This is a genomic window from Micromonospora sp. U56, assembly GCF_018070095.1.
GTDB classification, from domain to species: Bacteria; Actinomycetota; Actinomycetes; order Mycobacteriales; family Micromonosporaceae; genus Micromonospora; species Micromonospora purpureochromogenes.
In genome coordinates this window covers 1-22,613 of the sequence record NZ_JAGPYL010000101.1, presented here as the reverse complement: position 1 = coordinate 22,613, position 22,613 = coordinate 1, and the positions used below count along the sequence as shown (strand labels likewise).

General features: G+C 75.0%; 11 protein-coding genes and 1 pseudogene. 11 read left to right on the top strand and 1 reads right to left on the bottom strand.

From position 1 onward, the window contains the following. The 6 genes and pseudogenes from KBX37_RS26210 to KBX37_RS26185 all read left to right on the top strand — a co-directional run. Positions 1–6,231 (top strand): type I polyketide synthase (locus KBX37_RS26210; protein WP_210778556.1); only part of this gene is annotated, 6,231 nt, incomplete at its 5' end. A gap of 51 nt (positions 6,232–6,282) precedes the next feature. Next, on the top strand, positions 6,283–6,993 hold the full coding sequence (locus KBX37_RS26205) for an acyl carrier protein (RefSeq protein ID WP_210778555.1): 711 nt from the start codon (positions 6,283–6,285) through the stop codon (positions 6,991–6,993). Then, positions 6,990–8,363 (top strand): annotated as a pseudogene (locus tag KBX37_RS26200) (type I polyketide synthase); the annotation flags it as partial. The gene KBX37_RS26205 and the pseudogene KBX37_RS26200, both read left to right, overlap by 4 nt. Before the next feature lie 23 nt (positions 8,364–8,386). Continuing rightward, entirely contained in the window at positions 8,387–8,935 is a 549-nt protein-coding gene (locus KBX37_RS26195; protein WP_210778554.1) for a flavin reductase family protein, read from the top strand. A gap of 127 nt (positions 8,936–9,062) precedes the next feature. Further along, entirely contained in the window at positions 9,063–10,346 is a 1,284-nt protein-coding gene (locus KBX37_RS26190; protein WP_210778553.1) for an LLM class flavin-dependent oxidoreductase, read from the top strand. 106 nt (positions 10,347–10,452) lie between these two features. Then, positions 10,453–11,226 carry a thioesterase II family protein gene (locus tag KBX37_RS26185; RefSeq protein ID WP_210778552.1) on the top strand — a complete coding sequence of 258 codons (774 nt, stop codon included), beginning with the start codon at positions 10,453–10,455 and terminating at the stop codon, positions 11,224–11,226. 367 nt (positions 11,227–11,593) lie between these two features. On the opposite strand, the gene KBX37_RS26180 is transcribed toward KBX37_RS26185, so the two are convergent. Beyond that, positions 11,594–12,376, bottom strand: coding sequence for a TetR/AcrR family transcriptional regulator (locus KBX37_RS26180; RefSeq protein ID WP_210778551.1), 783 nt, complete (start codon positions 12,374–12,376; stop codon positions 11,594–11,596). A 306-nt stretch (positions 12,377–12,682) separates the two neighbouring features. On the opposite strand from KBX37_RS26180, the gene KBX37_RS35700 reads away from it, so the two are divergent. The 5 genes from KBX37_RS35700 to KBX37_RS26155 form a co-directional block, all read left to right on the top strand. Then, on the top strand, positions 12,683–13,894 hold the full coding sequence (locus KBX37_RS35700; RefSeq protein WP_210778550.1) for a cytochrome P450: 1,212 nt from the start codon (positions 12,683–12,685) through the stop codon (positions 13,892–13,894). A gap of 17 nt (positions 13,895–13,911) precedes the next feature. Then, positions 13,912–14,142 carry a ferredoxin gene (locus KBX37_RS26170; protein ID WP_154939033.1) on the top strand — a complete coding sequence of 77 codons (231 nt, stop codon included), beginning with the start codon at positions 13,912–13,914 and terminating at the stop codon, positions 14,140–14,142. 133 nt (positions 14,143–14,275) lie between these two features. Continuing rightward, positions 14,276–15,469: a DUF993 family protein gene (locus KBX37_RS26165; protein ID WP_210778549.1), complete on the top strand. Its 1,194-nt coding sequence runs from the start codon at positions 14,276–14,278 to the stop codon at positions 15,467–15,469. Continuing rightward, positions 15,466–16,875, top strand: coding sequence for an NAD(P)/FAD-dependent oxidoreductase (locus tag KBX37_RS26160; protein WP_210778548.1), 1,410 nt, complete (start codon positions 15,466–15,468; stop codon positions 16,873–16,875). Before KBX37_RS26165 ends, KBX37_RS26160 begins: the two co-directional genes overlap by 4 nt. 56 nt (positions 16,876–16,931) lie before the next feature. After that, positions 16,932–22,613 (top strand): SDR family NAD(P)-dependent oxidoreductase (locus tag KBX37_RS26155; RefSeq protein ID WP_307849206.1); only part of this gene is annotated, 5,682 nt, incomplete at its 3' end.

Sequence of the window (22,613 nt, the reverse complement as noted above, 5' to 3'; positions counted from 1 at the left end):
CAGCCGGGCCGGTTCGGCCTGCTGGACACCGACGGCGGCGCCGACTCCGCGCGGCTGCTCGCCGCCGTCGCCGCCGCCGAACCCGAGGAGGCGGTGCGCGCCGGCCGGGTCAGCGTGCCGCGGGTGGCCCGGCTGCGCCGCGCCGACGGCGCGCCCGGCTGGAAGCCGGACGGCACCGTTCTGGTCACCGGCGGCACCGGCGGGCTCGGCGCGCTGATCGCCCGGCACCTGGTGACCACCCACGGGGTACGCCGGCTCGTGCTCACCAGCCGGCGCGGCCCCGACGCGCCCGGCGCGGCGGCGCTGCGCGACGAGCTGCGCGCACTCGGCGCGATCGAGGTCACCGTCGCCGCCTGCGACGTCACCGACCGCGCCGCCGTCGCCGCCGTGCTCGCCGCCGTCCCCGCCGAGCACCCGCTCACCGCCGTGGTGCACGCCGCCGGCGTACCCGGCGCCGGCCTGGTCGCCGACCTCGACCCGGACGGGCTCGACCCGGTGCTGGCACCCAAGGTGGACGGCGCCTGGCACCTGCACGAGCTGACCCGGGATCTCCCGCTCGACGCGTTCGTGCTGCTCTCCTCCGCCGGTGGCCTGGTGCTGGCCGCCGGGCAGGGGCACTACGCCGCCGCGAACGTCTTCCTGGACGCCCTCGCCGCCCACCGGGCCACCGCCGGCCTGCCCGCCACCGCCGTCGCCTTCGGCCTCTGGGACCTCGGCGACGCCTCGGCCGACGACGTCGCCCTGGTGCGCCGGCTCGGCCTGCCGGCGCTCGACGTCGCCGACGGCCTCGCCCTGCTGGACGCCGCCGTGGCGACCGGCGAACCGCTGGTCGTGCCGCTGCGCGTCGACCCGGCCGCCGTGCGGGCCCGGGGCGAGGTGCCGACCCTGCTGCGGGGCCTGGTCACCGCCCACACCCGGCGCGCCGCCGCCGGTACGACCAGCGGCGGCGGCCCGGCCAGTGGCCTGGCCCAACGGCTCGCCGGGGTCACCGAGGCGGAACGGCACCGCGTCCTGGTCGAACTCCGCGCCCGGGTGGCAGCGGTGCTCGGGCACTCCGGCGTCGAGGCGGTCGCCCCCGACCGGGCGTTCAAGGACCTCGGCTTCGACTCGCTCGCCGCCGTCGAGCTGCGTAACGCCCTCAACGAGGCGACCGGTCTGCGGCTGCCCGCCACCCTGGTCTTCGACCACCCGACCGCCGAGGCCGCCGCGCGCTTCCTCGCCGACCGGCTGGTCGGGGCCACCCCCGCCGCCGCACCGGTGCTCGCCCCGACCGCCCCGGCCGCGCCCGACGACGACCCGATCGCCATCGTCGCGATCCACTGCCGCTACCCCGGCGAGGTGCGCTCCGCCGACGACCTGTGGCGGCTGCTGGTGGAGGAGCGCGACGCGATCTCCGAGTTCCCGGTCGACCGGGGCTGGGACGTCGACGCGGTCTACGACCCGCAGCCCGGCGCGGCCGGGAAGACGTACGTCAAGACCGGCGGGTTCCTGCACGACGCGGCCGAGTTCGACCCGGAGTTCTTCGGCATCATGCCGCGCGAGGCGCTCGCCATGGACCCGCAGCAGCGGCTGCTGCTCCAGGGCGCCTGGGAGGCGTTCGAGCGGGCCGGCATCGACCCCGCCTCGATGCGGGGCAGCCGCACCGGCGTCTACGTCGGCGTCATGTACACCGAGTACGGCAGCCGGGTGCAGCAGCACGTGCCCGAGGAGATCGCCGCGTACCTCAGCGGCGGCAGCGGCGCCAGCATCGCCTCCGGGCGGGTGGCGTACGCGCTGGGGCTGGAGGGGCCGGCGGTCACCATCGACACGGCCTGCTCCTCGTCGCTGGTGGCGCTGCACATCGCCTGCCAGGCGCTGCGCCAGGGCGAGGTGGAGATGGCGCTGGCCGGCGGCGTGACGGTGCTGCCCACGCCGGACGTCTTCGTCGACTTCAGCCGGCAGCGGGGCCTCGCCCCGGACGGCCGGTGCAAGGCGTACGCGAACGGCGCCGACGGCACCGGTTGGTCCGAGGGGATCGGGCTGCTGCTGGTGGAACGCCTCTCCGACGCCCGGCGCAGGGGCCATCCCGTGCTGGCCGTGGTGCGCGGGTCGGCGATCAACCAGGACGGCGCGTCCAACGGGCTGACCGCCCCGAACGGCCCCTCCCAGCAGCGGGTCATCGAGGCCGCCCTGGCCGCCGCCGCGCTCGCCCCGGCCGAGGTGGACCTGGTCGAGGGGCACGGCACCGGCACCGCGCTCGGCGACCCGATCGAGGCGCAGGCCCTGCTCGCCACGTACGGCCGGGACCGGGACCGTCCGCTGTGGCTCGGGTCGGTCAAGTCGAACCTCGGGCACACCCAGGCCGCCGCCGGCGTGGCCGGGGTGATCAAGGCGGTGCAGGCGATGCGGCACGGGTTGATGCCGGCGACGCTGCACGTCGACGCCCCGTCCGACGAGGTGGACTGGTCTTCCGGCGCGGTGGAGCTGCTGACCCGGCCGCGGGAGTGGCCGGCGCAGCCCCGCCCCCGCCGGGCGGCGGTCTCGTCGTTCGGGCTCAGCGGCACCAACGCGCACATGATCATCGAGGAGGCGCCGGCGGACCTGGTCGGTTCGGTCGAGTCGGCCGACGTGGCGGGCGGCGACGAGCCGACCGTGCCGGTGCGGCCGTGGGTGCTGTCGGGGCGTACCGACCGGGCGGTGCGGGCCCAGGCGGAGCGGCTGGCCGCCCACCTCGACGGCCGGGACGACCTGGCCGACCGGGACGTCGCCTGGTCCCTGGCCACCGGCCGGGCCGCCCTGGAGCACCGGGCCGTGGTGCTCGGCGCGGACCGGGACGAGCTGACCGGCCGCCTGGCCGCCCTGGCGGCCGGGGAGGTCGCCACCGGCGTGGTCACCGGCGTCGCGCGCTCCGGCGGCCGGACGGCGGTCGTCTTCACCGGTCAGGGCGCGCAGCGCTTGGGGATGGGTCGCTCGCTGCACGGGGTGTTCCCGGTGTTCGCCGCTGCCTTTGACGCGGTGGTGGCGGAGCTGGACGTGCATCTGGATCGGCCGTTGCGTGAGGTGGTCTGGGGTGATGACGAGGAGTTGATCCGGCGGACGGGTTTTGCGCAGGCGGGGTTGTTCGCGGTTGAGGTGGCGTTGTTCCGGCTGGTGGAGTCGTGGGGTGTGCGGCCGGATTTCGTGGCGGGGCATTCGATCGGTGAGTTGACTGCGGCCCACGTTGCCGGGGTGTTGTCGCTGGGGGAGGCGGCCCGGTTGGTGGCGGCTCGTGGGCGGTTGATGCAGGCGTTGCCCGAGGGCGGGGCGATGGTCGCGGTGCGGGCGTCGGAGGAGGAGGTGCGGGCGGCGCTGGCGGGTCCGGGTGTGGTGGTCGGATCCTTTGGAGCTGATGTCGTAAACGACTCAGACTCCACCGGCAACCGCAACGGAACCGAGGACGGCGTCGGCCAGGTCGCGGCCAACGGCATGGGCAGCGGCACGGGCACGGGCACGGGTAATGGTGGCGGTCTGGCGGCGGCTGGCAGTGTGGACATCGCGGCCGTCAACGGCCCCCGGTCCGTGGTGATCTCCGGCCCCGAATCCGCCGTGCTCACGGTCGCCGAGCACTTCACCAACCTGGGTCGCAAGACGACTCGGCTGCGGGTGAGTCACGCCTTCCACAGCCACCTGATGGATCCGATGCTCGACGAGTTCCGGGCCGTCGCCGCGGAGCTGACCTACGCCGAGCCGCAACTACCGGTCGTGTCCAACCTGACCGGCGCCCTGGCCGGCAGCGAACTGACGAACCCGGACTACTGGGTCCGCCACGTCCGCGAGGCCGTTCGCTTCGCCGACGGCATCACCGCGCTGCGCCAGGCGGGAGCGACCACGTTCCTGGAACTCGGCCCCGACGCCGCGCTCACCCCGATGATCGAGGGCGTCGTGACCGACACCGTCGTCGCGCCAGCCCAGCGCCGGGACCGGCCCGAGGTGACCCAGCTGCTCGACGCCCTGGCCCGGCTGCACGTCACCGGCACCCCGGTCCGCTGGACGGAGGTCCTCGACGGCGGCACCCGGGTCGACCTGCCCACGTACCCGTTCGAGCGGCGGCACCTGTGGTTGAACGCCCCGAAGACCCGAGCGGGCGACGCCGCCGGGCACGGCCAGCGCGACGCCGACCACCCGCTGCTCAGTGCCGTCATGGTGGCGCCGCAGGGCGGCGGCGTGGTGCTCACCGGCCGGCTCGCCCTCGACACCCACGCCTGGCTGGCCGACCACAACGTGATGGGCATGGGGCTGCTTCCCGGCACCGGCTTCGTCGAGCTGGCCCTGCGGGCCGCCGAGGAGGTCGGCTGCGACGTGGTCGAGGAACTGATCATCGAGCAGTTGATGCCGCTGCCCGACCACGGCGGCGCGGCCGTCCAGGTCGTGGTGGGGGAGCCGGACGCCGGCAACCGGCGGAGCATCGCCATCTGGTCCCGGTTCGACGACGCCCCGCCGGAGGTGGGCTGGACCCGGCACGTCACCGGCTGGCTCGCCACCGAGAACGCGCCGCCGGTGACCCCGGAGGAGTTCGGTGTCGGGGTGGGTCAGTGGCCGCCGGCCGATGCCCAGCCGGTCGACATCAGCGGCGTCTACGACTACCTGACCGCGCAGGGCTACCACTTCGGGCCGATGTTCCGCGGGCTGCGTGCCGTCTGGCTGCGCGGCCGGGACCTCTTCGTCGAGGTGGCGCTCCCCGACGAGGCCCGGCAGGACGCGGCCGCGTACCGGCTGCACCCGTCGCTGCTCGACGCCGCGCTCAGCGCCACCGACTTCCTCGGCGGGCGCAAGCCGCAGGACATCGGCGCCGGCCAGCTGCCGTTCTCCTGGACCGGGGTACGGCTGCACTCCGGCGGCCGCAGCCGCCTGCGGGTACGGATCAACTGGACCAACTCCGACGAGAGCGCCGGCTCCGAGGCGGTCCGCCTGGACCTGGCCGACACCACCGGCACCCCGGTCGCCACCGTCGAGTCGCTGGTGGTCCGGCCGGTCACCGCGGACCGGCTGGTGGCCGCCGGAGCGGCGATGACCGGCACCCGCCACCTCGACTCGGTGTTCCGGGTCGACTGGCCCCAACTGCCGCTGGGCGAGGCCGCCGAGGCCGTACCCGGGCGGTGGGCGGTGCTCGGCGGCGAGGTCGACCTCGGCCGCGCGGACGTGCCCGCGTACCCGGACCTGCCGGCGCTGGCCGCGGCGGCCGCGACGGACGGCGTACCCGATGTGGTGTTCCTGCCGGTCGAGCCGGCGGACGGCGAGGTGCCCGAGGCGGTCCGCGACGGCCTGGCCGGGGTGCTGGAGACCACCCGGGCCTGGCTCGCCGACGAGCGGTTCGCCGCCACCCGGCTGGTGGTGCTGACCTGGTTCGCGGCCGACGACGACAGCGGGCACCTCGACCTGACCGTCGCCCCCGTCTGGGGTCTGCTCCGCGCCGCGCAGGCCGAGAACCCGGACCGGCTGATGCTGGTCGACCTCGACTCCGACGAGGCCAGCCTGCGGATGCTGCCGGCCGTGGTCACGCTGCCCGAGCCGGAGGTCGCCGTGCGCGGCAACCAGGTGAAGGTGCCCCGGCTGGCCCCCGTCCCGGTGCCGACCGAGCTGCCCCCGTCGCCCTGGCGGCCCGACGGCACGGTGCTGGTCACCGGCGGCACCACCGGCCTCGGGGCGCTGGTCGCCCGGCACCTGGTCGGCACGCACGGCGTGCGGCATCTGGCGCTGGTCAGCCGGCGCGGCCCGGACACCCCGGGCGCGGCGCGGCTGCGCGACGAGCTGGCCGCGCTCGGTGCCGAGGTGACGGTCGCCGCCTGCGACGTCACCGACCCGAATGCCCTGGCGGCGCTGGTCGACGGGCTGCCGCAACCGCTGACGGCCGTGGTGCACGCCGCCGCCGTGCTCGACGACGCGCTGTTCACCTCGCTCACCCCGGATCGGCTCGCCGCGGTGCTGGCGCCCAAGGTGGACGCCGCCTGGGCGTTGCACGAGCTGACCGAGGAGCGGGAGCTGACCGCGTTCGTCCTGTTCTCCTCGGTGGCCGGCCTGCTCGACCCGGCCGGCCAGGGCAACTACGCGGCGGCGAACAGCTTCCTCGACGCGCTGGCCCGGCACCGCCGGTCGATGGGGCTGCCCGCCACCTCGCTGGTCTGGAACCTGTGGGGCGAGGGCGCCGGCCTGGCCGGCGGCACCGACCCCGGCGTCACCCGGCGGCTCGCCGCGATGGGCATGCCGGCGCTGTAACCGGCCGACGGGCTGGCCCTGCTCGACCAGGCGCTGCGGGTCGACGAGCCGGTGCTGGTGCCGCTGCGCCCCGACCCGACCGGCACCGAGATCCCGGCCAAGCTGCGCGACGTCGCCCGCGCCGCCGCCGGTCGCCGGCCCGCCCCGGCGGCCACCCCGGCCGCCACCGCCGAGGCGCCGGCGGCCCCGGTGGACGAGGGCAGCCTCGTCCAGCGCCTCGCCGCGCTGCCCGAGGAGGGCCGGCAGCGGATGCTGCTGGACCTGGTCCGCGGCCACGTCGCCGCCGTCCGGCACGCCGAACCGGGCGAGATCGACGTCCACCGGGGCTTCACCGAGCTCGGTCTGGACTCGCTGGCCGCGATCGAGCTGCGCAACCGGCTCAGCGCGGCGACCGGGCTGCGGCTCGCCGCCACGCTGATGTTCGACCACCCGACCCCGGCCGAGGTGGCTCGGCTGCTGCGCGAGGAACTGGCCGAGGAGGTGCCGGTCGTGCTGTCCGCCGACGCGCCCGCCGGGCCGGACGGCGCCGCCGCCGCGGACGAGGACGACGGCCGCCGCCGGCTGGCCACCATCGGACTGGACGCGCTGCGCGAGGCGGGCCTGCTCGACGCCCTGCTGCGGCTCACCGCGCCGGGCGTCGAACCCCCGCCCAGCGCGGCGCCCGCCGCCGCCGACCGCAGTGAGGAGATCCGGAACATGGCGGTGGACGACCTGGTCCGCGCGGCCCTCGGCGGCGCCGACCCGAACGGAGCGCAGCGGTGAGCGGCGTGGACACCGACCAGATCGTCGCGGCGCTGCGGACCTCGCTGCTGGAGAACGACCGGCTCCGGCAGGAGAACGCCCGGCTCGCCCAGGCCGCCGACGAACCGATCGCCATCGTCGGGATGGCCTGCCGGCTGCCCGGCGGCGTGGACTCCCCGGAGAGCTACTGGGAGCTGCTGGCCCGAGGCCGGGACGCGGTCACCCCGTTCCCCACCGACCGCGGCTGGGACACCGACGCCCTGTACGACCCGGAGCCCGGCCGCCCCGGCCGGACCGTCACCCGCGAGGGCGCGTTCCTGCACGACGCCGCCGACTTCGACGCCGACCTGTTCGGCATCTCCCCGCGCGAGGCGCGCGACATCGACCCACAGCAGCGGGTGATCCTGGAGACCGCCTGGGAGGCCCTGGAGCACGCGCGGATCGACCCGCTCTCGCTCAAGGAGAGCCGCACCGGCGTGTACTGCGGGGTGATGTACCACGACTACGACGGCGCGGACGGCGGTGGCAGCATCACCAGCGGCCGGATCTCCTACACCCTGGGCCTGCAGGGGCCGTCCGTTTCGCTGGACACCGCCTGCTCGTCGTCGCTGGTCGCGCTGAACCTGGCCGGGCACGCGCTGCGCGCCGGGGAGTGCACCCTCGCGCTGGCCGGTGGCATCACCGTGATGTCCACCCCGGAGACGTTCGTCTACTTCAGCGCTCAGCGCGGGCTCGCCCCGGACGGCCGGTGCAAGTCGTTCGCCGCCGCCGCCGACGGCACCGGCTGGGGGGAGGGCAGCGGCCTGCTGGTCCTGGAACGGCTCTCCGACGCCCGCCGCAACGGCCGGCGGATCCTCGCCGTGATCCGGGGCGCGGCGGTGAACTCCGACGGCGCGTCCAGCGGCATCACCGTGCCCAACGGGCCCGCCCAGCAGCGGGTCATCCGCCAGGCCCTCGACAGCGCCGGGCTGCGACCGGCCGACGTGGACGCGGTGGAGGCGCACGGCACCGGCACCCGGCTCGGCGACCCGATCGAGGCCCAGGCGCTGCTGGCCACGTACGGGCGGGACCGGGCGGGGGAGCCGCTCTGGCTGGGGTCGGTCAAGTCCAACCTCGGGCACACCCAGGCCGCCGCCGGGGTCGCCGGGGTGATCAAGATGGTGCTCGCCATGCGGCACGGGCTGCTCCCCGCCACGCTGCACGTCGACGCGCCCACCCCGCAGGTCGACTGGTCGGCCGGGCGGGTGGAGCTGCTGACCGAGGCCCGGCCCTGGCCGGAGACCGGCCGGCCGCGCCGGGCCGCCGTGTCCTCCTTCGGCATCAGCGGCACCAACGCACACGTGATCCTCGAAGAGGCGCCGGCCGAGGGCGGGGACGCCCCCGCGCCGGCGCCGGGCTGACGGGCGGGAGAGCGATGACATCGCGTACGGGCACCACGGCGGGCCGGGTCGACCCCGGCGCCTTCCGGCACGTCCTCGGACTCTTCTGCACCGGGGTCACCATCATCACCGCCGCCGGCGACGGGGTACGGCCGGTCGGCTTCACCTGCCAGTCGTTCGTCTCGCTCTCCCTCGACCCGCCGCTGGTCTCCTTCTCGGTGTCCCGCACCTCCCGCTCCTGGCCGCTGATCCGGGCCCGGGGCGCGTTCGGGGTGAACATCCTGACCGCCGAGCAGGAGGGGCTGTGCCGGACCTTCGCCAGCCGGGCCACCGACAAGTTCAGCGGGGTGGGCTGGACGCCCGGCCCGGTGACCGGCTCACCCCGGCTGCCCGGCTCGCTGGCCTGGGTGGAGTGCACCGTGGAGGCGGAGTACCCGGGCGGGGACCACGTCATCGCCGTCGGTCGGGTACGCGACCTGGAGGTGGTCGACGGCGACGCCGACCCGCTGCTGTTCTTCCTCGCCGGGTTCCGCCGTCCCGCCCCGGCCGTCCCGCCGGCCCCCGCCGTCCCGGGCACCCCCTAGGCCGCGCCGGCCGACCCCTGAACGGGCCCCGCCGGCCCCCTGATTACGGCCTCCGCCAGGCCGGATCCGGCGGCCGCGGCCCTAGCGTCATGGCCACCGGGCAGCTTCTCGTCACGCGGAGGAACGCATGCGCTTCGGCTTGACCTATCACCACCAACTTCCCCGGCCGTGGGCCGAGGACAGCGAGGAACGCCTGTTCCAGGAGGCGCTGGAGCAGATCGAGCTGGCCGACCGGCTCGGCTTCGACTACGCCTGGGGCACCGAACACCACTTCTTCGAGGAGTACTCGCACTCCTCGGCGCCGGAGGTCTTCCTCGCCGCCGCCGCGGCCCGGACCAAGAACATCCGGCTCGCGCACGGCATCATCCACATGCCGCCGGCGGTGAACCACCCGGTGCGGATCGCCGAGCGGCTGGCCATGCTGGACCTGATCTCCGGCGGCCGGGTGGACTTCGGCTCCGGCCAGGGCAGCTCCCAGCTGGAGGTGGGCGCCTTCGGCATCGAGCTGGCGGACAAGCAGGAGCAGTGGCACGAGGCGCTCGAGGTGGTCATCCGGATGATGACCGAGACCCCGTTCACCGGCCACAAGGGCAAGTGGGTCGACGTGCCCGTCCGCAACGTCATCCCCAAGCCGAAGCAGAAGCCGCACCCGCCGCTGTGGCGGGCCTGCACCCGCCGGGAGAGCATCCAGGAGGCGGCCCGCGAGGGCATGGGCGCGCTCGCCTTCTCCTTCGTCAACCCGGAGGAGGCCGAGGAGTGGGTCGAGGCCTACTACCGGACGCTGGAGTCGGACGACTGCGTCCCGATCGGCCAGGCGGTCAACGCCAACGTCGCCATGGTGCTGCCGTTCATGTGCCACGAGGACGAGGAGGTCGCCCTCGACCGCGGGCTGGAGGGCGCATACTTCTTCTCGTACGCCCTGATGCACTACTACATCACCGGTGAGCACCAGCCGGGCGTGACCGACATCTGGCAGGGCTTCCAGGACGCCCGGGAGAGCATGGGCTTCACCCGGGACGCGATCGTGCCGGACGAGAAGGACCTCCAGTCGGCCGAGTCGCAGGCGATGATGGACCAGGTCGGGCAGCTGCGCCGGGGCATCGGCACGCCGGCGCAGATCGCCGACATCATCCGCCGGTACGAGTCCGTCGGCGTCGACCAGATCATCTTCTCGGTGCAGATCGGCAAGAACAAGCACGAGCACATCATGGAATCGCTGGAGCTGTTCGCCCGCGAGGTGATGCCGGAGTTCGTCGACCGCCGGGAGGCCCGCGAGGCCGCCAAGCGGGACCGGCTCGACGTCGCCGTCAAGGCGGCCCTCGGCCGGGTCAAGCGGCAGGCCAGGGACGTCTCCGACTTCGTCATCGCCCCGGAGATGTCGCTCTACGGCGACGCCGACGACGACGACTGACCACCGCCGAGTCCCCGGCCGGGTCGACCCCCGGCCGGGCCGGCGGCGGCCGGGCCGTTCCTCCCGCGCCGGCCGCGCCGGCGCACCGACGCGAAGGATGCACGAGATGGCCGTACCCACGGACAACGGCGCCTGGATCCGCCGCTTCCACCCCGCCCCGGACGCCCCCACCCGGCTGGTCTGCTTCGCCCACGCCGGTGGCTCCGCGTCGTACTTCTATCCGGTGTCCCAGGCCCTGAGCCCCGGCCTGGACGTCCTGGCCGTGCAGTACCCGGGCCGCCAGGACCGCCGCGCCGAGCCGGCCTTCGAGGACGTGCCCCGGCTGGTCGACGCCCTCGTCGACGAGGTGGCCGTCTGGGCCGACCGGCCGCTGGCGCTGTTCGGGCACAGCCTGGGCGCGACCGTGGCGTTCGAGGTGGCCCGACGGCTGCAGGCGCGCGGGACCGAGGTGTCCGCGCTGTTCGCCTCCGGCCGGCGGGCGCCGTCGCGGCACCGCCCCGCCTGGGTGCACGAGGGCGACGACGAGGCGCTGATCAGCGAGATGCTGAAGCTGGAGGGCACCGACGCCCAGATGCTCACCGACCCCGAACTGGTCCGGATGATCCTGCCGGCGCTGCGCGCCGACTACAAGGCCGCCGAGACCTACCGCTACCAGCCGGGTCCGCCGCTGACCTGCCCCGTGTACGCGCTGACCGGTGACGCCGACCCGCAGGTCGACGTGCCGGACGCGGAGAGCTGGCGGGAGCACACCACCGGCCCGTTCGCGCTGCATGTCTTCTCCGGCGGGCACTTCTACCTCAACCAGCACGCCCCCCAGGTCATGGCCCTGATCCGCCGGCACGCCGCGGACGGGATGGTGGCCGGCCACGCCCGCGCCTGACCGGGCCGGGGCGGGCCGGGTGCCGGGCCCGGCCGGCTGGGCCCCAGGATCGCTACCGACCTGATGTCGTGGCCGGCTCGGGCCGGCGCAGGCGGAACACGTGCGCGGGCACTGTCGAGCCGATGACGTGGCCGGCTCGGGCCGGCGCAGGCGGAACACGTGCGCGGGCGCTGTCGAGCTGATGACGTGGACGACTCGCGGCCCTCGCCGGCGGGCAGCGCCGTCGCCCCGCGAGCCGGCGTCGCGGGCGGGAGGGCGCGGGTCACCGACGGATCAACGGGTGGGCTGAGTCGTTCACGACATCAGGTCCGTAGCGACCGGAACAGGGTGTGCGTCGCTCGGCGGGGCGGGCCGTCCGGGCGGAGGGTCAGTACCCTTCGCCGCCCGCGCTTCTCGCCGCGGCGCGCTGCTCGAGCAGGGCGCCCACCCCGTCGAGGATGCGCTCCAGGCCGAAGACGAACTCGTCGTCCGGGCCGGCCGGGGTGTCCAGCACGCCGGCGTCGATCACCGCGTTGAACGCCGGGAAGCGGTCCGGCCCGGCGAGCTTGCGGACGAGCTGGCCGTAGGAGGACATCGCGGCCAGCTCGTCGGGGGCCTTGGCCATGAACGAGGCCTGCACGTCGGCGGAGACGGTGGCGTCGTTGCGGCAGAAACCGCTCAGCAACATGATCACCGACAGCTTCTCGCCCTCGCCCAGCGCGGTGCCGCCCAGGCACTCCAGCCCCCGCTCCAGCCAGATGATCTGGTTGGGGGTGACCGGCGGGCCGAGGGTCGGGATGTGCAGCGCCCAGGTGTGCTTGCGCAGGATCGCGTGCTGCTCCCAGGTCCACCGGGCCAGCCCGGCGCGCCAGCCCTCGTCCGGCGAGTCGGGCCCGGACGGCGGCGTCTGGTAGATCGCGTCCATCATCAGCTGGAGCAGCTCGTCCTTGGCCGACAGGTAGCGGTACAGCGACATGGTCGAGGCGCCGAGATCCGACGCGACCCGGCTCATCGACACCGCCGACAGACCCTCCGACGCGGCGATGGCGACCGCCGCGTCGACGATGCGCGGAAGGCTCAGCGCGCGCTTGGGACCCTTGTTCGGTCGGTCCCGCAAACCCCAGGCGTCCCCGATGTATCCCGGCAGCCCCGGATCAATGCTTCCGCCCATCGACTCCACTTTCCCTCTGAAGACGCCCGGCCGCGGTCATCCGCCCTTCGCCGCTGCCCGTCGCTGCGGTTCAGGGTATGCCGCCGCCCGAACGATGTCTGCACGGGATTGGGAACCGGACCGTCGGTGCCGTGACAGTAACCGTTCCGCCCCGTCCCGTGGTGCCGGCATAGGGGGCTCATCGCCGACCTTAGGGGGTGCGGAACCTGTCCGCCGTGCCGGCGCGCTGCTTGAATCGATCCGATCGATTCCCCGCCGCCCCCTGAAGAGAGAGGCGTCGCAGCGATGACCGAAACAGCCGATGCCGTGACCACCGGTACCGAGCGCCCGGATTTTCCGCTGGACCGGCGCCGGTGCCCGCTCGCCGTTCCGCAGGAATACGAGCGGATGCGTGAGGAGAATCCACTCGCTCCGGTGACCAACCGGATGACCGGTAAACCCGTCTGGGCATTGACCCGCTATCGGGACGTGCGCCAGGTCCTGGGTGACCCGTCGATGAGTTCGAATGCGCGTAACCCCGCCTACCCGGCGCAGTTCCACGTGCCGGAGGAGATGCTGCCGTACATCGCCTTCCCGTTCCCGGCGATGGACCCGCCGGAGCACACCGTCCGCCGGCGAATGGTGATCCCCGAATTCACCGCCGCGCGAATCAACAAGCTCCGCCCGCGGATGCAGCAGATCGTCGACACGCAGATCGACCAGATGCTGGCCAAGGGCGGCCCGCTGGACCTGATGGCCGAGCTGGCGCTGCCCGTGCCGGCGCTGCTGTTCTGCGAGATGCTCGGCGTCGACCCGGTGCACATCGGCTATTTCCGCCGCTACGCCGAGACCACCACCGGCCGGGACTCGACGCAGGAGGCGGTGGCCGGCGCGATCGCCGAGATGGACGAGTTCCTCGACGAGCTGATCACCGAGAAGACCAAGAACCCGGGCGACGACCTGCTCAGCCGGATCGCGGCCCGGCTGCCCGACGAGCCCACCCTCGAACACGAGGACCTGGTCGCCATCGCCCGGGTGCTGGTGATCGCCGGCTCCGACACCACCGCCAACGTCGTCTCCCTCGGCACGGTGGTGCTGCTGGAGCACCCGGAGCAGCTCGCCGAGCTCAGGGCGGACCCGTCGCTGTGGCCGGGTGCGGTCGAGGAACTGCTGCGCTTCCTCAGCATCCTCGACTCGGCCACCGTGCGGGTGGCCACCCACGACGTCGAGGTCAGCGGCGGCAACATCCGCAAGGGCGAGGGGGTGCTCGCCCTCAACGGTGCGGCGAACTGGGACCCGGAGCGTTTCCCGGAACCGGAGAAGTTCGACATCCACCGCAACGCCGAAGGACACCTGGCGTTCAGTTACGGCAACCACATGTGCCCCGGGGCGAACCTGGCCCGGATGCAGCTGGAAACGGTCTTCCGTACGCTCTTCGAGCGCATTCCGGAACTGCGCCTGGCCGCCGACATCGACAAACTGTCGTACATGTTCGACGCGCACGCGTACGGGTTGCACGAACTGCCCGTCACCTGGTGAGCGACGGGTCGCCGACAATGCGTGTCGAGGTCGACCGGGAAACCTGCGTCGGTTCCGGCAACTGCGTGTACTTCGCGCCCACCGTGTTCGACCAGGACGACCGCGACGGTCTCGTGGTCGTCCTGGTGGAATCGCCGGAACCGGCGCTGCGCGCGGCGACCCGTACGGCCGCGCTGAACTGTCCGGTCGGCGCCATCTCGGTCGATCGGACCAATTCCGGCAGCCCGCCGGTCCGGCCCGCCCCCTAGGGGCGCGCTCGGGCCGGCGGAAGCCGTTGAGGGGTTGCCCCGGAATTAGGGGGTCGCCGCTATGGAACCGCACTCCCGCGAGTCGCTTGAATTGTGCCGACTCGATCCAGACGACGGTTCGGAGCAGAAAAAAATGATCAAGCTTCCGGAGTCGGACGGCACCCTGACCGTCTACCACCCGACCCAGGCGCCGCGCGTGGTGCAGCCCGCCGACCCCTCCCCGTTCCGGACCCGATCCGTGCTGGCCACCGCGCACGTGCTGGGTGACCCGCTGGCCGACAACGAGCCCTTCGGGCCGCCCGGGGGCGACCCGCCGCCGCAGTCGCTGGACTGGGAGGCGACCCTGGCCTTCCGCCGGCACCTGTGGTCGTACGGCTTCACGCTCTGCGAGGGGATGGACACCGCGCACCGCGGCATGGGGCTGGACTGGCCCCGTGCCGCCGAGCTGATCCGCCGCTGCGGCGCCGAGGCGAAGGCGGTCGGCGGTCGGATGGCCGCGGCCGTCCTCACCGACCAGCTGGAGCCGTTCGCCCCGGTCACCCTCGCCGAGGTCCAGGCCGCGTACGAGGAGCAGTTGGCCGTGGTCGAGGAGGCCGGCGCGCAGCCGGTGATCATGTGCAGCCCGCACCTGAACGTCGCCGTCCGCGGCCCCGAGGACTTCGCCACCGTGTACGGCAACCTGCTGCGCCAGTCGAGCCAGCCGGCGATCGTGCACTGGATCACCTCGGAGTGGGACCCGCGCAACTCGGAGTACTTCGGCTACGAGGAGCCCGACGACGCGTACGACGCGCTGATCGCGATCGTCCGCGACAATCTGGACAAGGTCGACGGCGTCAAGATCGGACCGGCGTCGCTGGCCCGCCAGGTCGAGTGGCGCAAGCGGCTGCCCGAGGGCGTGAAGTTCTACACCAGCGACACCACCGAGTACCCGGAGATGTTCGTCGGCGACGGGTCCGGGCACAGCCACCCGCTCACCCCGGTCATCGACGCGGTCGTGCCGATCGCCGCCGAGGCCTTCCGGGCGCTGGACGCCGGCGACGACAGCCGGGCCCGGGGGCTGCTGGAGGAGACCCTGCCGCTCAACCGGCACCTGTTCAGCGGCGAGGGCCGGAGCATCTTCTTCTTCAAGACCGGAGTGGTCTTCCTGGGCTGGCTGGCCGGGCACCACGACCACTTCCGGATGGTCTGGGGCGAGCAGTCGGCCCGCTCGGTGCCGCACCTGGCCGCCGCGTACCGGCTGGCCGACAGCCTCGGCGCGCTGCCGGACCCGGAGCTGGCCGAGCGGCGGATGAAGCTCTTCCTCGCCACGTCGGGGATCGAGCAGTGAGCCGGGCCGTCGTCCTCGGCGGCGGCCTCGCCGGGATGCTCGCCGCCGCCGCGCTGGCCCGCGCCGTCGACGAGGTCACCGTCGTCGAACGGGACCAGCTCCCCACCGAGCCGCAGCCGCGCAAGGGGCTGCCGCAGGGCCACCACAGCCACATCCTCATGCGCGGTGGCGTCGAGGCCCTCGACCAGCTGCTGCCCGGCGTCACCGACCGGCTGTACGCCGCCGGCGCCAAGCGCCGGGGGCTGCCCTCCGGCGCGCTGGCTCGCGGCCCCGAGGGCTGGATGGAACGGCTGGACACCGACGCGTACCTGCTGCTGTGCAGCCGGGAACTGCTCGACCACGTGGTCCGCGAGCAGGTGCTGCGCGAGGAGCGGATCGGCGTCCGGGAGGGCACCCGGGTCACCGGGCTGGTCGGCGACGCCGACCGGGTCACCGGCGTGCGGGTCGAGCAGGGCGGCGCGGAGCGCACCCTCGACGCCGACCTGGTGGTCGACGCCACCGGCCGGGCCACCAGCGCCCCGAAGTGGCTGGTCGACCTGGGCCTGCCGCAGGTCCGCGAGGACGTGGTGGACGCCGGCATCGTCTACGTCAGCCGCTGGTTCACCGCGCCGCCCGGCACCCGCGACGACTTCCCCGGCGTGATGATCCAGATGCAGGCGGGCACCGGCCGCCCCGGCCAGGGCGCCGGGCTGCTGCCGATGGAGAACGGCCGCTGGATCCTCAGCCTCTTCGGCAGCCGGGGCGGCGAGCCCCCCACCGACGAGGAGGGCTTCGCGCAGTTCGCCCGGGACCGGCACCACCCGATCATCGCCGACCTGATCGCCCAGGCCCGCCCGGCCGGGCCGATCCGCGCCTACCGGAGCATCCCGGACCAGCGGCGGCGCTTCGAGAAGCTGCCCGTGCCGGAGGGCTTCCTGGTGATCGGCGACGCCGCCCAGGCGCTGAACCCGGTGCACGGCACCGGCATGTCGGTCGCCGCGCAGTGCGCGCTGGCGCTGCGGACCGAGTTGGACGTGCGGGGCCTGCGCCCCGGCTTCTCCCGCAACGTGCAGGCCGCGATCGCGAAGATCAACCAGGGCGCCTGGCAGATCGCCGTCAACACCGACCAGGGGCTGCCGCACGTGCGGGCCAACGTGCCGCTGCGCGGCGGCGCGTTCGCCAACAAGATGGCCGCCCGGGTCGCCCGGACCGGCTGCGGCAACCGCATGGTCATCAACACCGTGTTCAACGTGGCGTCGCTCTGCGCGCCGATGACCCGGATGATGACGCCCGCCTTCCTCTGGGCGGTGCTGCGCGGCCCCCGTACGCCGGCGCTGACCGCCGAGCAGGCCATCGCGCAGTTCCCCGAGTTCGGCGACCTCGTCAAGGTCGACGCGGCGCCCCGGTCCACGGCCAGCCCGGCCTGACCCATGCACGACCCGCAGACGGCTCACCTCGCGATCGGAACAGGCGGTGGTACCCGGTGAACCAGGAGATGCCGTCGCGGGACGGCGCGGTGCTGCCCTGGGTGCTCTCCGGGCGCGGCGCCGACGCGCTGCGCGGGCAGGCGGCCCGGCTGTCGGCGTACCTGGAACAGGCCGCCGACCCGCGGGCGGCGGACGTCGGTCACTCGCTGCTGGCCACCCGGGCCCGGCTCGGCCACCGCGCCGTGCTGCTCGGCGCGGACCGCGCCGAGCTGCTGACCGGGGTACGCGCGCTGGCCGACGCCGCTGACGCCCCCGGCGTGGTGACCGGCACGGTCCTGCCCGACGCCCGGGCGGTCTTCGTCTTCCCCGGCCAGGGTTCCCAGTGGCCCGGGATGGCCCGGGCGCTGCTCGACGAGGCGCCGGCCTTCGCCGCCAGGCTCACCGAGTGCGCCACCGCGCTCGAGCCGTACGTCGAGTGGCGGCTGCTGGACGTGCTGCGCGACCCCGACTCCCCGCTCTGGGACTCCGTCGACGTGGTGCAGCCGATGCTCTGGGCGGTCATGGTGTCGCTGGCCCACCTCTGGCAGGAACACGGGGTCCGGCCCGCCGCGGTGGTCGGCCACTCCCAGGGCGAGATCGCCGCCGCCTGCGTCGCCGGCGCGCTCACCCTGGACGACGGCGCCCGGGTCGTCGCCCTGCGCAGCCGGCTCATCGGCGCGGAACTCGCCGGCCTCGGCGGGATGATGTCCGTGCTGCTGCCCCGCGACGCCGTCGAGGCCCGGCTGGAGCGGTGGGCCGGCCGGCTCCAGCTCGCCGTCGTCAACGGTCCGTCGTCCATGGTGGTCTGCGGGGAGATCGCCGCCCTCGACGAGTGCCACGCCGAGCTGACCGCCGACGGCGTGCAGGTCCGCCGGATCGCCGTCGACTACGCCTCGCACTCGCACTACGTCGAGGGCATCCGGGAGAAGCTGATCGAGGCGCTCGCCCCGGTCAGCCCGCGTACCGCCGGGGTGGCCTTCTACTCCACCGTCACCGGGGGGCCGCTGGACACCGCCACGGTGACCGCCGACTACTGGTACCGCAACCTGCGCCAGACGGTCCGCTTCTCCGAGGCCGTCCGGGCGCTGCTCGCCGACGGGCACCGCGTGTTCGTGGAGTCCAGCGCCCACCCGGTGCTCACCTCCGCCGTGCAGGACACCGCCGAGGCGGCCGGCGTCACCGCCGTACCGATCGGGTCGCTGCGCCGCGAGGACGGCGGGCTGCGCCGCTTCGCCACCTCGCTCGCCGAGGCGTACGTGCACGGCGCGCCGGTGGACTGGGCCGGCTTCCTCGCCGGCGGCCGGGTCGTAGACCTGCCCACCTACGCCTTCCAGCGGCGGCGCTACTGGAAGAACCCGACCGGGCGCACCACCGGCGCCGGCGCCCCGGGCCACCCGCTGCTGACCGGGCTGGTCCGGCCCGCCGACGGCGACGGGCTGCTGCTCACCGGCCGGCTCTCCGTGACCCGGCAACCCTGGCTCGCCGATCACGAGGTCCACGGCCGGCCGGTGCTCCCCGGCGCCGCCCTGGTGGAGCTGGCACTGCACGCCGGCGAGCAGGTCGACCTGCCAGGAGTGGCGGAGCTGACCCTCGGCGCGCCGCTGGTGCTGCCCGAGCGCGGCGCCGTCGCGCTCCAGGTCGTCGTCGGCGCCCCCGACGCCGACGGCGCGCGCCCGGTCAGCGTCCACTCCCGCCCCGAGGACTCCGACCGGCCGTGGACCCGGCACGCCGAGGGGCTGCTGGCGCCCGCCGGCCCGGCCCCCGCCGCCGGACCGGCCGACTGGCCACCGCGCGACGCCGCCGCCGTCGACATCCGCGACGGGTACGCCCGGCTGACCGGGCGGGGCTACGGCTACGGCCCGGCGTTCCAGGGCCTGACCGGGCTCTGGCGGCACGGCGACGACCTCTTCGCCGAGGTGACCCTGCCGGAGGCGGCCCAGCCGGACGCCGACCGGTTCGGGGTGCACCCGGCGCTGCTCGACGCCTGCCTGCATGCCGGCGTGATCTCCGACGCGGGCGGGGACACCCTGCTGCCGTTCGCCTGGACCGACGTCACCCTGCACGCCGTCGGGGCCACCGCGCTGCGGGTACGGGTGCGGCGCCTCGGGCCCGACCGGGCCACGATCGAGGCGGTCGACCCGGCCGGCGCACCGGTGATCTCGGTCGGCGCGCTGGTGGCCCGCCCGGTCGCCGCCGAGCAGCTGGCCGCCGCCGGCGGTGCCCCGGCCGTGGAGCCGCTGCGCCTGGACCGCCGACCGGTCGACCTGGCGGCGGGCGTCGGCTCGTTCGACGGCTGGGCGGTGCTCGGCGCGGACCCGCCCATCGGCGCGCCCGCCACCAACCACCCCGACCTGGCCGCGCTCCGGGCCGACCTGGACGCCGGTGCCGCCGTACCCGAGGTGGCGCTCTGGCCCGTCACCGCCGGCGCCGGCGACGTGGTCGACGGCGCGCACGCGGCGGCCCGGCGGGCACTGCGGGTCGTCCAGGAGTGGCTGGCCGACGAGCGGCTGGCCGGCGCGACGCTGGTGGCGCTCCTGCCCGACGCCGACGACGATCTGCACACCGCGCCGGTGCGGGGCGTGCTCCGGGCCGCCGCGGCCGAGCACCCGGGGCGCTTCCTGCTGGTCGACGCCGACGACGATCCGGCCACCCTGGCGGCGCTGCCGGCCGTGCTGCGCCTCGGCGAGCCCGAGGTGACGCTGCGGGCCGGCGCGGCGGCCGTACCCCGGCTGGTGCGCGCCCCCGCGAACGGCGACGCCCCGCCGGCGCTGGCGCCCGCCGGCACCGTCCTGGTCACCGGCGGCACCGGCGGCCTCGGCGCCCAGGTGGCCCGCCACCTGGCCGCCGTCCACGGCGTGCGGCACCTGCTGCTGCCCAGCCGTCGCGGCCCGGACGCCCCCGGCGTCGACGCGCTGCGCGCCGAGCTGACCGACCTCGGCGCGCGGGTCACCGTCGCCGCCTGCGACGCCGCCGACCCGGTGGCGCTGCGCGCCCTGCTCGACGCCGTGGACGCCGCGCACCCGCTGACCGGGGTGGTGCACGCCGCCGGGGTGCTCGACGACGGCCTCGTGCAGTCGCTGACGCCCGAGCGGATGGCCGCCGTGCTGGCGCCGAAGGTCGACGCCGCCTGGCACCTGCACGAGTTGACCCGCGACGCCGGCCTGGCGCTGTTCTGCCTCTTCTCCTCCGCCGCCGGGGTGCTCGCCCCGGCCGGGCAGGCCAACTACGCCGCCGCGAACCTCTTCCTGGACGCCCTCGCCGCCCACCGCCGCAGCCGGGGCCTGCCCGCCCACTCCCTGGGCTGGGGGCTCTGGGCCGGCGGCACCGGGATGACCGGCCACCTCGACGAGACGGCGCTGCGCCGGCTGCGCCAGCAGGGCTTCGACGCCCTCTCCGAGGCCGACGGGCTGGCCCTGTTCGACGCCGCGCTGGCCGGCGACGTCACCGCGCCGGTGCTGCTCCGGCTGGACCCGGCCGGCCTGCGCGCCCAGGCCACCTCGGGGGCGCTGCCGGCCGTGCTGCGCGACCTCGTCCGGGTGCCCCGCCGCCAGGCCCACCGGGGCACCGGCGCCGCCTCGCTGGCCGACCGGCTGCGGCGGCTGCCCGAGGAGGACCGCCGCCGCGCCCTGCTGGACCTGGTCCGCGCCGAGGTCGCCGGGGTCCTCGGCCACGCCACCCCGGACGCCGTGGACGCCGGCCGCGCCCTGAAGGAACTCGGCTTCGACTCGCTCACGGCGGTGGAGCTGCGCAACCGGCTCAACGTGGCGACCGGCCTGCGGCTGCCCGCCACGCTGGTCTTCGACCACCCGACCGTCTCGGCGGTCGCCCCCCACCTCGCCGCGACGCTGCTCGGCGCGGCCCACCCGGCAGCCCCGGTCGCGGCGGCGCCGGCCGCCGCCGACGAGCCGATCGCGATCGTCGCGATGGGCTGCCGCTTCCCCGGCGGGGTCGGCTCCCCGGAACAGCTGTGGCGGCTGGTCGCCGACGGGGTGGACGCCATCTCCGGGTTCCCCACGGACCGGGGCTGGGACACCGACGGCCTGTACCACCCCGAGCCGGGCCTGGCCGGGCGTACGTACACCCGGTCGGGCGGGTTCCTGGCCGACGCGGGGGAGTTCGACGCCGACTTCTTCGGGATCAGCCCGAACGAGGCCGTGGCGATGGACCCGCAGCAGCGGCTGCTGCTGGAGTGCGCCTGGGAGACCCTGGAACGCGCCGGCATCGACCCGGCCACGCTGCGCGGCAGCGACACCGGCGTCTTCGCCGGCCTGATGTACCACGACTACGCCGGCAGCACCGCCACCGGCTCCATCGCCTCCGGCCGGGTCGCGTACGCGCTCGGACTGGAGGGGCCGGCGGTCACCGTCGACACCGCCTGCTCGTCGTCGCTGGTGGCGCTGCACTGGGCGGTCCGCGCGCTGCGCGCCGGGGAGTGCTCGCTGGCCATCGCGGGTGGGGCGACCGTGATGGCCACCCCCGAGGTGATCCTCGAGTTCAGCCGGCAGCGCGGGCTCTCCCCGGACGGCCGATGCCGCTCCTTCGGCGCGGGCGCCGACGGCACCGGCTTCTCCGAGGGGGTCGGCCTGCTGCTGGTCGAACGGCTCTCCGACGCCCGCCGCAACGGGCACCCGGTCCTGGCGGTGGTGCGGGGCTCGGCCGTCAACCAGGACGGCGCGTCGAACGGGCTGACCGCGCCGAACGGCCCGTCGCAGCAGCGGGTGATCCGGGCCGCCCTGGCGTCGGCCGGTGTGCCGGCCGCCGAGGTGGACGTGGTCGAGGCCCACGGCACGGGTACGACCCTGGGTGACCCGATCGAGGCGCAGGCGCTGCTGGCCACCTACGGTCAGGACCGGCCGGCGGACCGTCCGCTGTGGTTGGGGTCGATCAAGTCGAACCTGGGGCACACCCAGGCCGCCGCGGGCGTGGCCGGCGTGATCAAGATGGTCCTGGCGATGCGGCACGGGGTGCTCCCCCGCACGCTGCACGCCGAGGAGTCCTCGCCGCAGGTGGACTGGTCGGCCGGCGCGGTGGAACTGTTGACCGAGGCGCGCGAGTGGCCGGTCGACGGCCGCCCCCGCCGGGCCGGGGTGTCGTCGTTCGGCATCAGCGGCACCAACGCCCACGTCATCATCGAGCAGGCCCCGGAAGACGCGTCGACCGGCGCGTCCGGCCCCGGCGCGGGCTCCGGGGCGACCGGTGCGCTGCCGTGGCCGGTGTCCGCGAGGTCGGTACCGGCGCTGCGGGCCCTCGCCGGTCGGCTGGCGGAGGTCGCCGGGTCGATCGACCTGGCGGACGCGGCTGCGGCGGCCCGGACCCTGGCGACCGGCCGGGCGCTGCACCCCCACCGGGCCGTGGTGCTCGGCGCGGACCCGGCGGAACTGTCCGTCGGCCTGACCGCCCTGGCGGCCGGCGAGACCGCGCCCAACACGGTGACCGGCACGCCCCGGGGCGGTCGGTTGGCGCTGCTGTTCACCGGTCAGGGCGCTCAGCGGCTTGGCATGGGTCGCTCGCTGCATGCGGTCTTCCCGGTGTTCGCGGCGGCCTTTGACGCGGTGGTGGCGGAGCTGGACGTGCATCTGGATCGGCCGTTGCGTGAGGTGGTCTGGGGTGATGACGAGGAGTTGATCCGGCTCACTGGTTACGCCCAGGCGGGGTTGTTCGCGGTCGAGGTGGCGTTGTTCCGGCTGGTGGAGTCGTGG

Bases quoted from the DNA above. Each gene is read 5' to 3' on its own strand.
- KBX37_RS26190 (WP_210778553.1), top strand. From the start codon at position 9,063: ATGCGCTTCGGCTTGACCTATCACCACCAACTTCCCCGGCCGTGGGCC.
- KBX37_RS26165 (WP_210778549.1), top strand. From the start codon at position 14,276: ATGATCAAGCTTCCGGAGTCGGACGGCACCCTGACCGTCTACCACCCG.
- KBX37_RS26170 (WP_154939033.1), top strand. From the start codon at position 13,912: ATGCGTGTCGAGGTCGACCGGGAAACCTGCGTCGGTTCCGGCAACTGC.
- KBX37_RS26195 (WP_210778554.1), top strand. From the start codon at position 8,387: ATGACATCGCGTACGGGCACCACGGCGGGCCGGGTCGACCCCGGCGCC.
- KBX37_RS26185 (WP_210778552.1), top strand. From the start codon at position 10,453: ATGGCCGTACCCACGGACAACGGCGCCTGGATCCGCCGCTTCCACCCC.
- KBX37_RS26180 (WP_210778551.1), bottom strand. From the start codon at position 12,376: ATGGGCGGAAGCATTGATCCGGGGCTGCCGGGATACATCGGGGACGCC.